We start from the raw sequence: 13,797 nt of genomic DNA on the forward strand, positions 1-13,797 counted from the left end.
CGGCTCAATCAGCCCTCAGCGCTGCCCGTAACTGTGCACCCAGCTCGGGCTTGGCGGCAAACGGGTCGGTGGGGTTGCGGCCCATCATCACGTCTTCCATGCGCGTCTGCACCGAGGCCAGGGCCTTGGGGTGGCTGTAGATGTAGAACTGGCCCTGGGCGGCGGCGTCGAAGACCTTTTGCGCGACCTCGGAAGCAGTCACCTTGCCACTGCCCACGGCCTTGTCGCTCATGGCCTGACCGATGAGCTGGCTCTTGGTGGGCTTTTCGGCAGGCAGGTCGCCTGGGCGGTTGCGGTGGCTTTGGTTGATGCCGGTGGGCACAAAGAACGGGCACAACACGCTGGCGCCGATCTGGTCAGTGACCAGCGATAAATCCTGGTACAGCGTCTCCGACAGGCTGACCACTGCGTGCTTGCTCACGTTGTAGATGCCCATGTTGGGCGCCGCCAGCAGGCCCGCCATGCTGGCGGTGTTGATGATATGGCCGCGCCAAGTGGGGTCGGCCTTGGCGGCTGCCAGCATCATGGGGGTGAACAGACGCACGCCGTGCACCACACCCCACAGGTTCACGCCCAGCACCCACTCCCAGTCCTTGACCGAGTTTTCCCACACCAGGCCGCCCGCGCCCACGCCTGCGTTGTTGAACACCAGGTGCGGTGCGCCAAAGCGCTGCTGCACGTCGGCGGCGAGTTGCTCCATCTGGGCGGCGTTCGACACGTCCACCTTGCGCGCCAGCACCTGGGCGCCTGCGACCTGCATCTCGGCCGTGGCAGCGTCGAGCGCGTCCTGCTGCACATCGACCAGCACCAGGTTCATGCCCAGGCGGGCGCCAATGCGCGCGCATTCCAGGCCAAAGCCCGAGCCTGCACCGGTGAGGACGGCGGTTTTGCCGGCAAAGTTGTCGATCATGTTTTGTGTCTCCTAGTGGTTATCGATGGATGATGGGGTGCGGTCGTGAAACACGGGACGGCTTTTATGCCGACACACGGCTTCGACCAACGCCGCCCGAACACGCAGAGCGCATCGGGCGCAATGCGATCAAAAAGGCTGCCGTTGTTCAGGGCGCCACCGGCCGCAGCACGTAGCCGATGCGGGGGAAGTGAACGTGTACCGTGCCCGCACGCGGGTCGGTACGGCGCAAGGTGTAGCGGGTGCGGGTGGCGGCAATCAGCTCGCCTTCCGTGGGCTCTGTGCCAAAGCTCTCGGCGGCAATCGTGACCTGGGTACCCAGCGGGATGCCGTGCTCGTCCTGGAACACGTCGTCTGTCAGCGGCAGCGGCTCCATGCCCGCGGCCACGGTGATGGCGTCGGCGGCGCTGAACTTCTCCATGCGGCCGTGGCCCAGCGCAGCGATGCGGTCCATCCACTCCAGCACGGCGGGTGTGGCGGCAAAGATGTCGGCCATCACGGGCACACACTGGCGCGTGAACCACAGCGGGTGGTAGGCCGCAAAGTCGGCCAGGCAAGGCTCGGCGCCGAACAGGAAGTCGTGTTCCTCGGCCATGTGCGCAATACGCCGCAGGTACGAGCGGTAGGCGGCCGTGGCATCGGCCGGTCGCAGGCGCTGCATGCCCGCGCTCATCTCGCGGCGGTCTTCGCCAAACACTTGCGCGGCCGCCGGCGGCAGGTTGGCAAACAACACGGCGGCGCCCTTGGGCTGCAGGTTGTAGGCCATGGCCGCCCAGAACAGCGTGGAATCGGCCCATTGCGCAAACACGCGCGCCACGCCCTTCAGGTGCGGCGGGTACAGCACGGGCTCGGGCTGTTCGTGCTCCAGCACGTCGCAGATGAGGGCCGAGTCGCAATAGATGTCGGCGCCGATCTGCAAGAACGGCGTCTTGCGGTAGCCGCCCGTCAGCGCCACCACATCAGGCTTGGGCATGACGCTGGGGATGATGACGGACTTCCAGGCCAGCTGCTTGAAGCCGAGCACCGCACGGATCTTTTCGGAAAACGGGGACGAGGGGTAGTGGTGCAGGATGAGGTGGGACATGGGTTTCTCCGCAAAATTCTGTGGGATGGCTCAGGCCGGAAGTGCGCGGTCCAAGATGGCGTCAAGGTTGACACCCGCGCCCAGCGTGCCAAAGCTGTAGCCCCAGTCACCAGAGAGGCGCGAGTCGCAAAACGCTCGGAACACTGCGCCGGGCGCACTGCGCAACAACAGGGCCGCCTGCACTGCCAACGCTACATCCTGGGCGAGTCGCCGGGCCTCGGCCTCGGTGGTCATGGCGTCTACACGCAGGGGCAGTGCGCCGGCCAGACGATCCAGCGCCGGGTGGGCGCCGCGTGCAGGTACCAGTTCGGCGTCCAGCGCGGCAGCGGTGTCGGCGCGGCGCACGGCGCGCATCAAATCCAGCGCCATGATGTTGCCCGCGCCTTCCCAGATGGAGTTGAGCGGCATCTCGCGGTAGATGCGAGCCATCACGCCCTCGCCGCCCTCCTCCACATAGCCGTTGCCGCCCAGGCATTCCATGGCCTCCTGCGCAAACACGCTGCCGCGCTTGCACACCCAGAACTTGGCGACGGGCGTGAGCAGGCGAGCCATCACGGCTTCGTGCTCGCTTTTCTCTTTGCGATCAAAAGCACTTGCAAGCCTGATGGAGAGCGCAGTGGCTGCCTCACTTTCGAGCGCGAGGTCGGCCAGCACATTGCGCATCAGCGGCTGCTCGATGAGCTTCTTGCCAAAGGCCGAGCGCTGGCGCGTGTGGTGCAGCGCAATGCTGAGCGCCTGCCGCATGAGGCCGCTGGTGCCCAGGGCACAGTCCAGCCGCGTCATGGTGCCCATCTCCAGGATCTGCGCCACACCCCGGCCCTCTTCGCCCACGCGCCAGGCCATCGCGCCGATGAACTCGACCTCGGAGCTGGCATTGGCGTGGTTGCCCAGCTTGTCTTTCAGGCGCTGGATGCGAATGGTGTTGACCGCACCTTCTCCACCGTCAGGCAACACACGCGGCAGGAAGAAGCAGGTGAGCCCGCCGGGCGCCTGCGCCAGGATCAGGAAGGCATCGCACATGGGCGCCGAGAAAAACCATTTGTGGCCCGTGATGCGATAGCGCGCGCCCCAGGCATCGTCGCCGTCGTGGACAGCCTGTGTGGTGTTGGCACGCACGTCCGATCCGCCTTGCTTCTCGGTCATGCCCATGCCCATGGTGAGCGCGGATTTCTGCGAGAACAGCGCCAGGCGCGGGTCGTACTGCGTGCTCGCCAAACCCTTGCTCCAGTCCGCCCATACCGCTGAATTGCCTCGAAGTGCCGGGGTCACGGCGTAGCTCATCGACACGGGGCACAGCACCGAGGGCTCGGCCTCGGTGAACAGCATGAAGCCCGCCGCGCGCTCCACATGCGCGTGGCCCGTGTCCTGGCGCGACCAGGGCGTGGCATGCAGGCCGTGGCGCAGCGCGGCGCCCATCAAAGCGTGGTAGCTGGGGTGGAACTCCACCACATCCGTGCGGTGGCCAAAGCGGTCGTGCGTGCGCAGCTGGGGCTTGTGGGTGTTGGCCAGGCGCGCGTGGGTCATCATCTCGGCCGAGCCCATCTCGGCGCCCAGCGCGGTGAGGCCCTCCAAACGCAGGCCAGGTGCATGCAAGCTCAGCGCATCCTGCAGCGGCTGGTTGGTGGTGAACAGGTTCACATCCGCCCACGGCGTGCTCTGGTTGAAGACGTCATGGGTACGCGCCAGGGTGGCGGTGGGCAAGGTCATGTCGGCTCCTTCACGGGTGGGCTGTGTGAATGGTCGAAGGGGCTGCGGCTGTGTCAGCCCGCCTTTCGCAGCATTTCAATGTGCGGGATATCGTCTTCCAGGTATTCGTCGGAGACCGCTTCAAAACCCAGGCTGCCGTAAAAGCCCCGCAGGTGCGCCTGCGCACTGATGCGGATGCCCCGGTCCGGCCACGCCTGGTTGCAGCGGGCAATGCCCTCCTGCATCAGCGCCCGGCCTGTGCCGTTGCCGCGCGCCTCCTTGGCGGTGACCACGCGGCCGATGGAGGGCTCGGGGTAGTTCACGCCCGGGTCCACCACACGCAGACAGGCTTGCAGCGCACCCGCCTCGTCGTAGCCCAGCAGGTGGTAGGACTTTTTGTCCGCTTCGTCCGGGTCCTGGTAGGGGCCCTGCTCCAGGACGAACACCTTGCAGCGCAGGGCCAGGGCGTCATGCAGCGCATGCACGCCCAGGTCATCGAAGCGGGCCCAGGTCCACTTCAGCATCATCAGATCAGCTTGACCAGTTGCTTGCCAAAGTTCTTGCCCTTGAGCAGGCCCAGGAAGGCCTCGGGCGCGGCGGCAATGCCTTGGGCAATGGTTTCGCGCGGGCGCAGCTTGCCGGTGCCGACCAGCGTGCCCAGCTCCTTGAGAGCATCAGGCCAGACTTCCATGTGCTCGCTGACGATGAAACCTTCGACCTTCATGCGGTTGATGAGCATGAGCGCGGGGTTGGCCATGGGCAGCGGTGCGCCGTCGTAGCCGGCGATCATGCCGCACAGGGCGATGCGGCTGAAGGCGTTCATGCGCAGCATGACGGCGTCCATGATCCAGCCGCCCACGTTCTCGAAGTAGCCATCGATGCCGTTGGGGCACGCTTCCTTCAGGGCCTTGGACATGGCCTTCACGTCGCTGTGGGCACGATAGTCGATGCAGGCGTCAAAGCCCAGTTCTTCCACTGCGTACTTGCACTTGTCGGCACCGCCCGCAATGCCCACCGCGCGGCAGCCACGGGCCTTGGCGAGGGCCGCAAAAGCGCTGCCCACGGCGCCCGTGGCGGCGCTGACCACCACGGTGTCGCCTTCCTTGGGCGCAATGATCTTGACCAGGCCGTACCAGGCCGTGACACCCGGCATGCCCACGGCGCCCAGGTAGTGCGACAGCGGCACATGGGTCGTATCGACCTTGCGAAGCGCGCCGGGCTGGTCGGCATTGACCACGCTGTATTCCTGCCAGCCGCCCATGCCCACCACCTTGTCGCCCACGGCGTACTTGGGATGCTTGCTCTCAGCCACCTCGCCCACGGTGCCACCGATCATGACTTCGCCCAGCGCCTGCGATGCGGCGTAGCTCTTGCTCTCGTTCATGCGGCCGCGCATGTAGGGGTCCAGGCTCAGGTAGTGGTGGCGCACCAGCACCTGGCCGTCCTGCAGCGCGGGCGTGTCGGTCGCGACCAGCTTGAAGTTGCTGGCCACCGCTTCGCCCTGGGGACGGTTGTCGAGAACGATTTGTTGGTTGCGTGGCATGGAAAGCTCCTTCAGAAAATTCAACACTATGTTTTTGATAGCTGCCAGCGCATATATACATTGCGCTTGCAGGCAAAAAGGCTTTAAAACCTGCTGACGACCTCGATCACTGGCTCAGTCGGTGGAGATGACCTTGAGGTCATTCACATTGCGCCCGTCCACCGGCAGGCGCTTGACGTACTTGAACGTGCCGGTGGCGTGGCAGCACACCTTGCCTTGGGCGTCGTACACCGTGCCCTCGGTGAACGCCATGGTGGCCGTGCGGTGAATCAACCGCCCCTTGGCCACCAGCGGCCCGCGCGCGGGCTGCATGAAGCTGGTCTTCATCTCGATGGTGACCACACCCATGTCCGGCGTCACGCTGCGCGCGGCCGTCGCCATGGTCACGTCCAGCAGCGTCATAGACGCGCCACCGTGGGTCACGGCAAACGAGTTCAGGTGCTCAGGCTTGGCTTCGTAACGCAGCTCGGACTCGCCGTCCTCCATGCGGTGCAGCGTGAAGCCCAGGTGGCTGACAAAGGGGATTTCGACACCAAAACTGATCAAGGTTTGTTCCTTTGGAAATGTAGGTCGCAACTGGCGCGGCACAGGCGAGGGACGCAGAGCAAGGGCAGCCCCGCAGCGATTGCGTCGTCCCCCTTCCCGAATCGCTCAGCGATTCGAGAGAAGGGGGAAGCGGCGCAGCCGCTCAGGGGGATTTTCACCCTCCGGTCACAATGCTCACGCCGCCGTCCACCGCCAGCCATTGGCCGGTGATGTGCTTGCCCGCATCCGACGCATACAGCGCGCACAGGCCCTTCAGGTCTTCATCATCGCCCAGGCGGCCCAGAGGGGCGTGGGCAGCCAGCGCTTCTTCGCCCATGGCCTTCAGTGTGCCCACCGTCATCTTGCTCGGGAAGAAGCCCGGGCAGATCGCGTTGACGCGGATGTTGTAGGCCCCCCATTCGGCCGCCAGCGCCCGTGTGAAGTTGATCACCGCACCCTTGGAGGTGTTGTAAGCAATGGTGTTCATGCCCTTAGGGTTGCCGCCCAGGCCGGCGATGGACGCCACATTGATGATGCTGCCGCTGCGGCGGCCGATCATGCTGTGCTTGGCGATGTGCTGGCTCAGGATGAAGTACCCACGCACGTTGAGGTTCATCACCTTGTCCCAGGCCTCCACGGGGTGGTCTTCAGCCGGAGAGCCCCAGGCCGCGCCCGCGTTGTTGACCAGGATGTCCACATGGCCCAGGCGCTGCAAGGTCTCGTCGGCCAGGCGGCGGATGTCTTCTTCCTTGGCGCAGTCGGCAGCAATCCAGCGCGCGTCGATGCCTACGGCCTGCAGGTCGGCCGTGGCTTCTTCCAGGTCAGACGCCTTGCGCGAGCTGAGCACGATCTTGGCGCCCGCCTCGCCCAGCGCGTGGGCCAGTTGCAGGCCCAGGCCGCGCGAGCCGCCGGTCACCAGGGCGGTCTTGCCCGTCAGGTCAAACAGTTGTTGGATGGTGCGTGTCATGTGAATGTCTCCTTGGATTTTTGCCAGTCGATGGATGTTCTCGGACCACAGCCCGGCGCTGGAATGCGCCAGCCAGGGGGTGGAATACAGGCAGCCATTGTGCGGCGCCAGAAGGCTGCATTGTGTCGCCGCCGCGTCCGCTCCGCAGTGGGCCCGCCAGGTGGCTGCAGCGGTGCCGCAGCGTCAGCCCTGGGGGTCGTCCTTGAGCCGCGCCCGCACGGCGATCAGCACCACGCCCACGGCAGCCACCAAGCCCCCGCCCACCATCAGCACCCAGCCCGTGGCCGCATCGGTGCGGGCGGTGGCAATGCCCAGCACCAGCGTGAGCAGGCCGCCGTAGATCAGAGCCCAGATGATTTTGTGCAAGCGCTGCAGGGTGTGCGCGGCGGCCATCAGAACGCCTCTTCAGGAAAGCTGGCGCAGGTCGCGTCGCGTGCACTGACCACTTGCAGCCAGGCGCCGATCTTGGGCAGCTCGTAATGGAAGAAAAAGCGCATGGCGCCCATGCGGCCCACGCTGGCGGGCTGCGCCAGCGCGGCATCGGCCGCCAGCGTGGCCAGCGCCACGTCCAGCCACACCCAGGCCAGCACCGTGTGGCCAAAGGCCTGCATGTAGGGCACGGCGTTGGACAGCGCATCAGCGGGTTGGCCCGTGGCCCAGGCGGCCTTGGTGGCAGCGCCCACGTCCTGCAGCGCCTTGCCCAGCGCGTTGGCGTGGGCAGCCAGCGCGGGCACCTGGATGGCGCGCTCGATGGTGGCGTTGATGCGCCCGGCCAGCAGTTGCAGGCCACGACCGCCTTCCATCAGCACCTTGCGACCCAGCAGGTCCATGGCCTGGATGCCGTGGGTGCCTTCGTGGATCATGTTCAGGCGGTTGTCGCGCCAGTACTGCTCCACCGGGAAGTCGCGCGTGTAGCCGTAGCCGCCGTGGATCTGGATGGCCAGGCTGTTGGCCTCCAGGCACCATTCGCTGGGCCAGCTCTTGGCGATGGGGGTCAGCACTTCCAGCAGCAGGCGGGCTTCGTCGGCCGCAGCGGCATCGCCCGTGTGTTGCTCGTCCACCAGCCGCGCGCAGAACAGGTTGAGCGCCAAGGCGCCCTCGCCGTACGACTTTTGCGCCAGCAGCATGCGCTTGACGTCTGCGTGCTCCACGATGCGCACCTGGGGCTGGGCGGCGTCCTTGACCACGGCAGCCGCGCCGTCCTTGGGGCCCTGCACGGGCCGGCCCTGGGGTCGGTTCTTGGCGTAGTCCAGGCTGGCGTAGTAGCCGGCCAGGCCCAGCATGGTGGCGGCCATGCCGATGCCAATGCGCGCCTCGTTCATCATGTGGAACATGCAGTGCAGGCCCTTGCCGGGCTGGCCGACCAGGTAACCCACCGCGCCCGCCTGGCCATCCACGGGGTACTTGCCCTCGCCAAAGTTCAGCAGCGTGTTGGTGGTGCCGCGCCAGCCCAGCTTGTGGTTCAGGCCCGCCAGCGCCACGTCGTTGCGCACGCCGGTCAGCTGGCCGTTGGTGTCCACCAGCTTCTTGGGCACGATGAACAGCGAGATGCCCTTGGTGCCGGGCACCAGCTTGCCGTCTGGCCCCGGGATCTTGGCCAGCACCAGGTGCACGATGTTTTCGGTCAGCTCATGGTCGCCCGAGCTGATCCACATCTTGTTGCCCTTGAGGCGGTAGCGGGGACCGAGCGGGTCGCTCTCAAAGCCCTCGCCATCCGGCACGGCGCGTGTGGCCACGTCGGACAGGGACGAGCCCGCCTGTGGCTCCGACAGGCACATGGTGCCCGACCAGCGGCCGTTGAATTCATTGAGCGCAAACACCTGCTTTTGCAGATCGGTGCCATGCACCATGAGCAGGTTGGCGTTGCCCGAGGTCAGCAGGTTGGACCCAATGCTGATCGAGGCGGCCGCGAAAAAGCTGTTGGCCGCCGCCTCCACCGTGTAGGGCAACTGCATGCCGCCAATGTCGTAGTCCTGCGCGGCGCTCAGCAGGCCCGACTCGGCGTAGGCGCGCCGTGCTTCGTAGGTGGCCTGCGGCAGCACCACGCGCAGCGTGCCGTCGGGCTCGGTCTCGGTGCGGGGTTCTTCGGTGTCCACCACGCGGTTGAAGGGCGCGTACTTCTCGCGCGCGATGCGCTCGGAGGTGTCGAGCACGGCATCGAAGGTTTCGCGGGAGTGGTCTGCAAAGCGCTCGCGGGTTTGCAGCTTCTCGGCGTTCAGCCACTGGTAGAGCAGGAAATCGACGGTGGGACGTAGGCTCATGGCATTTCAGGGTTAAAACGGCTCCAGGCGCAGATAAATCATGCGCCAGCAGCTATCAAATAAGGAGGAAACGGCGCAGGAGTGAGGAGGAACATGCTCCCATCCCTTTCCACCATCAGGCGCCAGCGGGCGACGGTGCCGCGTCTTCGCGCGGTGGCAGCGCGGCAATGGTGCCTTGCGCCACGGCGCACAGCTTTTCGGTGCCTGCCTGCACCACCAACACATCGCAGCGGCACACCGCCTGCGCGCGGCCATGGTGCACCGCCTGCGCACGGGCGATGAGCAGTTCGCCCACCGCAGGGCGCAGGTAGTTGATCTTGAACTCGGAGGTCACCACGGGTACCCGCATCGCGGTGCCTCCTGCGTAGGTCAGGGCGTTGTCGGCCACATAGCTCAGCACGCCCCCGTGCACAAAACCGTGCTGTTGCAGCAACTGGGGCGTGATGGGCAGGTGCAGCTCGCAGTGCCCTGGGGACAAGGCATGCAGCCGCGCCCCCACCAGGATGCTGAACGGCTGCGATGCCAGTACCTCACGCCCCATGGCCAGGAAGACCTCGGGCGACACCACGACATCGGGGATGTCGGTGCGCGGTGGCGACGAGGCCTGCCCGGACATGGCTTACAGCACCTCGAAAATGCCCGCAGCGCCCATGCCGCCGCCGATGCACATCGTCACGCACACTTTCTTGGCGCCACGGCGCTTGCCTTCGATGAGGGCGTGGCCCGTGAGGCGCTGGCCCGACACACCGTAGGGGTGGCCCAGGGCGATGGCGCCGCCGTTCACGTTCAGACGGTCCGCCGGGATGCCCAGCTTGTCGCGGCAGTACAGCACCTGCACGGCGAAGGCTTCGTTCAGCTCCCACAGGTCGATGTCCTGCACCGTGAGGCCCAGCTTCTTCAGCACCTTGGGCACGGCAAACACAGGGCCGATGCCCATTTCGTCAGGCTCGCAACCGGCCACTGCAAAGCCGAGGAAACGGCCCAGGGGCTTGAGGCCCTTTTTGCTGGCGTACTCTTCGCTGGTGATCACGCAGGCACCGGCGCCATCAGAGAACTGGCTGGCATTGCCGGCCGAGATCAGGCCACCGGGCAGTGCCGACCGCAGGCCACTGATGGCCTCCACCGTCGTGCCTTCACGCGTGCCTTCGTCCTTGCTCACCGTCACTTGCTTGGTGATCAGGCCCAGCGTCTTGTCAGCCACACCGGCCGTCACGGTGATGGGGGCGATTTCTGCATCGAACAAGCCGTTGGCCTGAGCGGCACAGGCCTTTTGCTGGCTGCCTGCACCGTACTCGTCCATGGCTTCGCGGCCGATGTTGTAGCGCTTGGCCACTTGCTCGGCGGTCTGCAGCATGCTCCAGTAAATCTCGGGCTTTTGCTTGGCCAGAGCCAGGTCCTGGATCATGTGCAGGTTCATCTCCTGCTGCACGCAGGAGATGCTTTCAACACCACCGGCCACGAACACATCGGCTTCGCCAGCGATGATGCGCTGGGCGGCCATGGCAATGGTCTGCAGCCCCGAAGAGCAAAAGCGGTTGACCGTGACGCCGGAGGCGGTGATGGGCAGACCGGCCTTCAAGGCAATCTGGCGCGCGATGTTGCTGCCGGTGGCGCCTTCGGGCGTGGCGCAACCCATGATGACGTCGTCCACGTCAGCGCCATCAATGCCGGCGCGCAACACGGCGTGCTGCACGGCATGGCCGCCCAGGGTGGCGCCATGCGTCATGTTGAACGAACCCTTCCAGCTCTTGGCGAGCGGCGTGCGGGCGGTGGAAACAATCACTGCGGAGGTCATGTGAATTCCTTTGATTCTGTAGATGGGTGCACGCGGCTATTTACTGGAAGGCCTTGCCTTCGGCGGCCAGCTTGGCCAGCAGCGGAGCGGGCTTCCAGAACGCTGCGTCATCCAGCGGGTTCTTGGCAAAACGGTCCATGGCCTGCACCACGTTGAACAGACCCACTTCGCTGGCGTAGTGCATGGGGCCGCCACGGTGGATGGGGAAGCCGTAGCCGGTCAGGTACACCATGTCGATGTCGCCGGACTTGCTGGCAATGCCGTCTTCCAGGATGTGCGCGCCTTCGTTGACCAGTGCGAACACCAGGCGCTGCACGATTTCTTCGTCCGAAATCTTGCGCGGCGTGATGCCCAGCTCCTTGCGGTGGTCTTCGATCATCTTGTTGACCAGGTCGCTCGGGATCGCGTCGCGCTTGCCGGCCTGGTAGTCGTACCAGCCTGCGCCGGTCTTCTGGCCGAAGCGGCCCAGTTCACACAGCTTGTCGGCCGTGCGGCTGTACTTCATGTCGGCGCGCTCGACGGAGCGGCGCTTGCGGATGGCCCAGCCAATGTCGTTACCCGCCAGATCGCCCATGCGGAACGGGCCCATGGCAAAGCCAAACTTTTCGATGGCCTTGTCCACCTGCTGGGGAGTGCAGCCTTCGTCCAGCAGGAAGCCAGCCTGGCGGCTGTACTGCTCGATCATGCGGTTGCCGATGAAACCATCGCACACGCCCGAGACCACGGAAGTCTTCTTGATCTTCTTGCCGATGGCCATCACGGTGGCCAGCACATCCTTGGCGGTCTCCTTGCCACGCACCACTTCCAGCAGCTTCATCACGTTGGCAGGGCTGAAGAAGTGCATGCCCACCACGTCCTGCGGACGCTTGGTAAACGCTGCGATCTTGTCCACGTCAAGCGTGGAGGTGTTGGAGGCCAGGATGGCGCCGGGCTTGGCCACAGCGTCGAGTTGCTTGAACACGGCTTCCTTGACGCCCATCTCTTCGAACACGGCTTCGATGATGAGGTCGCAGTCCTTGAGATCGTCGTAGCTCAGCGTGGTGCTCAGCAGGGCCATGCGCTGCTCGTACTTGTCCTGCTTGAGCTTGCCCTTCTTGACCTGGGCTTCGTAGTTCTTCTTGATCGTGGCCACGCCACGGTCCAGGGCTTCCTGCTTCATCTCCAGGATCTTGACGGGGATGCCTGCGTTCAGGAAGTTCATGGAAATGCCGCCGCCCATGGTGCCCGCGCCAATCACGCCCACCAGCTTGATGTCGCGCTTGGGGGTGTCGGAGGCCACATCAGGGATCTTGCTCGCCGCACGCTCGGCCATGAACAGGTGGCGCAGTGCGCGCGACTCGGGCGTCCACATCAGGTTGATGAAGATCTCGCGCTCGACCAGCATGCCTTCGGCGAACTTCTTCTTGGTGGCGGCTTCAACAGCGTCCACGCACTTGGCGGGTGCGGGGAAGTTCTTGGCCATGCCCTTGACCATGTTGCGCGCGAACTGGAAGTACGCGTCGCCTTCGGGGTGCTTACAGGGGAAGTTGCGCACCAGGGGCAGCGGGCGGGCATCGGCCACGCTTTGCGCGAATGCCAGGGCTTCTGCCGCCAGCGACTCGGCCGACGCGGCCATCTTGTCAAACAGCTTCTGGCCGGGCACGGCGCCAATCATTTCACTCTTGACGGGCTCGCCGCTCACGATGAGGTTGAGCGCCGCTTCCACACCAATCACGCGGGGCAGGCGCTGCGTGCCACCTGCACCGGGGATCAGGCCCAGCTTGACTTCAGGCAGTGCAATCGAGCAGCCAGGCGCTGCAATGCGATAGTGGCAACCCAGGGCCAGCTCCAGCCCGCCGCCCATGGCGACGCTGTGCATGGCAGCCACAACGGGCTTGGCCGAGTTTTCAATGGCGGCAATCACCGACAGCAGGTTGGGTTCTTGCAGCGACTTGTCGGTGCCGAACTCCTTGATGTCGGCGCCGCCAGAGAACGCACCACCGGCACCGGTGATCACGATGGACGTGACCGCTGCATCGGCATTTGCACGGCCAAGGCCGTCCACGATGCCCTGGCGGGTCGCCAGACCGAGTCCGTTGACGGGAGGGTTGGCCATGGTGATCACGGCAACGGAGCCGTGGACTTTGTATTCAGCGGTCATGGTGCTGTTGTTCCTTGGAAAGTGAAAAAGAACGATCGTGCGTTTTTATTGTAGAGACTTCAAACCCATTTGGCGTGTCAATTTGTCCCGGGCGGGACAAGGGGGCTTGCAGTGCAACATTTGGTAGAGCAAAAAAAGAGGCGCCTTCAGCTATCGGGCGCCTCTTTTGGCCATGGTTTTTCAGAAATCGTCAGACTTCAAGCCATTCCTTGCGGATGTAGTTGTCGGCCCGCAGGCTGTCCGGTGTGCCCTGGAACACGATCGAGCCATGCCCCATGACCAGCGCGCGGTCCGAGATCTTCATGGCAATGGTCAGCTTCTGCTCGATCAACAGCACCGAGATGCCGCGCGACTTGATGGTCTGCAGGTACTGCCCCACCAGCTCGACGATCTTGGGTGCCAGACCCTCGGTGGGCTCGTCGATGATGATGAGGTCCGGGTCACCCATGAGCGTGCGGCACAGGGTCAACATCTGCTGCTCGCCGCCCGACATCACGCCCGCCTCGGTGTGCTGGCGCTCCTTGAGTCGGGGGAACATCTCGTACATATCGTCAAACGACCAGCGGCTGTTCTTGCCACTGCCCTTTTGGCCGAGCATCAGGTTCTGGTGCACGGTGAGGTTGGGGAACACATCGCGGCTTTCGGGCACATAACCCACCCCCAGGTGGGCGATCTCGTAGGCCTTCCTGCCATTGAGGTCCTGCCCCTTCCAGTTGAGTGTGCCCTCCCAGTCCACCAGACCCATGATGGCCTTGGCGGTGGTGGAGCGGCCCGAACCGTTGCGCCCCAGCAGGGCCACGATTTCACCGGGTTGCACATCAAAGGTCACGCCATGCAGCACATGGCTCTTGCCGTAATAGGCGTGGAGATTTTCGATTTTCAGCAT

13 protein-coding genes are annotated in these 13,797 nt (G+C 64.9%); all 13 read right to left on the reverse strand.

Annotated elements, in window-relative coordinates; translation table 11 throughout:
- Positions 1-4 precede the first annotated feature (4 nt).
- Positions 5-910: an SDR family oxidoreductase gene (locus CLU87_RS10655; RefSeq protein WP_099730438.1), complete on the reverse strand. Its 906-nt coding sequence runs from the start codon at positions 908-910 to the stop codon at positions 5-7.
- 148 nt (positions 911-1,058) lie between these two features.
- The gene (locus CLU87_RS10660) at positions 1,059-1,994 is read right to left on the reverse strand and encodes a glutathione S-transferase family protein (protein WP_099730439.1); all 936 of its coding nucleotides are present in this window, start codon (positions 1,992-1,994) and stop codon (positions 1,059-1,061) included.
- A gap of 30 nt (positions 1,995-2,024) precedes the next feature.
- On the reverse strand, positions 2,025-3,701 hold the full coding sequence (locus CLU87_RS10665) for an isovaleryl-CoA dehydrogenase (protein ID WP_199170817.1): 1,677 nt from the start codon (positions 3,699-3,701) through the stop codon (positions 2,025-2,027).
- Between the two features lie 53 nt (positions 3,702-3,754).
- On the reverse strand, positions 3,755-4,207 hold the full coding sequence (locus tag CLU87_RS10670; protein WP_099730440.1) for a GNAT family N-acetyltransferase: 453 nt from the start codon (positions 4,205-4,207) through the stop codon (positions 3,755-3,757).
- Positions 4,207-5,223 carry an NADP-dependent oxidoreductase gene (locus tag CLU87_RS10675; RefSeq protein WP_099732133.1) on the reverse strand — a complete coding sequence of 339 codons (1,017 nt, stop codon included), beginning with the start codon at positions 5,221-5,223 and terminating at the stop codon, positions 4,207-4,209. The genes CLU87_RS10670 and CLU87_RS10675 overlap by 1 nt, the downstream gene beginning before the upstream one ends.
- Before the next feature lie 114 nt (positions 5,224-5,337).
- A complete protein-coding gene (locus CLU87_RS10680) occupies positions 5,338-5,769 on the reverse strand; it encodes a PaaI family thioesterase (protein ID WP_056063497.1) in 432 nt (143 codons plus the stop codon).
- A gap of 154 nt (positions 5,770-5,923) precedes the next feature.
- Positions 5,924-6,715 carry an SDR family oxidoreductase gene (locus CLU87_RS10685; protein WP_099730441.1) on the reverse strand — a complete coding sequence of 264 codons (792 nt, stop codon included), beginning with the start codon at positions 6,713-6,715 and terminating at the stop codon, positions 5,924-5,926.
- Positions 6,716-6,898: 183 nt separating this feature from the next.
- Entirely contained in the window at positions 6,899-7,108 is a 210-nt protein-coding gene (locus CLU87_RS10690) for a hypothetical protein (RefSeq protein ID WP_099730442.1), read from the reverse strand.
- Complete coding sequence (locus CLU87_RS10695) at positions 7,108-8,976, reverse strand: acyl-CoA dehydrogenase (protein ID WP_099730443.1); 1,869 nt, start codon at positions 8,974-8,976, stop codon at positions 7,108-7,110. Before CLU87_RS10695 ends, CLU87_RS10690 begins: the two co-directional genes overlap by 1 nt.
- 115 nt (positions 8,977-9,091) lie before the next feature.
- Positions 9,092-9,592 (reverse strand): PaaI family thioesterase, encoded by a 501-nt coding sequence (locus tag CLU87_RS10700; protein ID WP_225581328.1) that lies wholly within the window; start codon positions 9,590-9,592, stop codon positions 9,092-9,094.
- 3 nt (positions 9,593-9,595) lie between these two features.
- Positions 9,596-10,771 (reverse strand): acetyl-CoA C-acyltransferase, encoded by a 1,176-nt coding sequence (locus CLU87_RS10705; protein ID WP_056063507.1) that lies wholly within the window; start codon positions 10,769-10,771, stop codon positions 9,596-9,598.
- A 40-nt stretch (positions 10,772-10,811) separates the two neighbouring features.
- Entirely contained in the window at positions 10,812-12,911 is a 2,100-nt protein-coding gene (locus CLU87_RS10710; protein WP_055394024.1) for a 3-hydroxyacyl-CoA dehydrogenase NAD-binding domain-containing protein, read from the reverse strand.
- 190 nt (positions 12,912-13,101) lie between these two features.
- On the reverse strand, positions 13,102-13,797 hold the full coding sequence (locus CLU87_RS10715) for an ABC transporter ATP-binding protein (protein WP_056063513.1): 696 nt from the start codon (positions 13,795-13,797) through the stop codon (positions 13,102-13,104).

Source organism: Acidovorax sp. 59, from assembly GCF_002754175.1.
Classification (GTDB): domain Bacteria; phylum Pseudomonadota; class Gammaproteobacteria; order Burkholderiales; family Burkholderiaceae_C; genus Acidovorax; species Acidovorax delafieldii.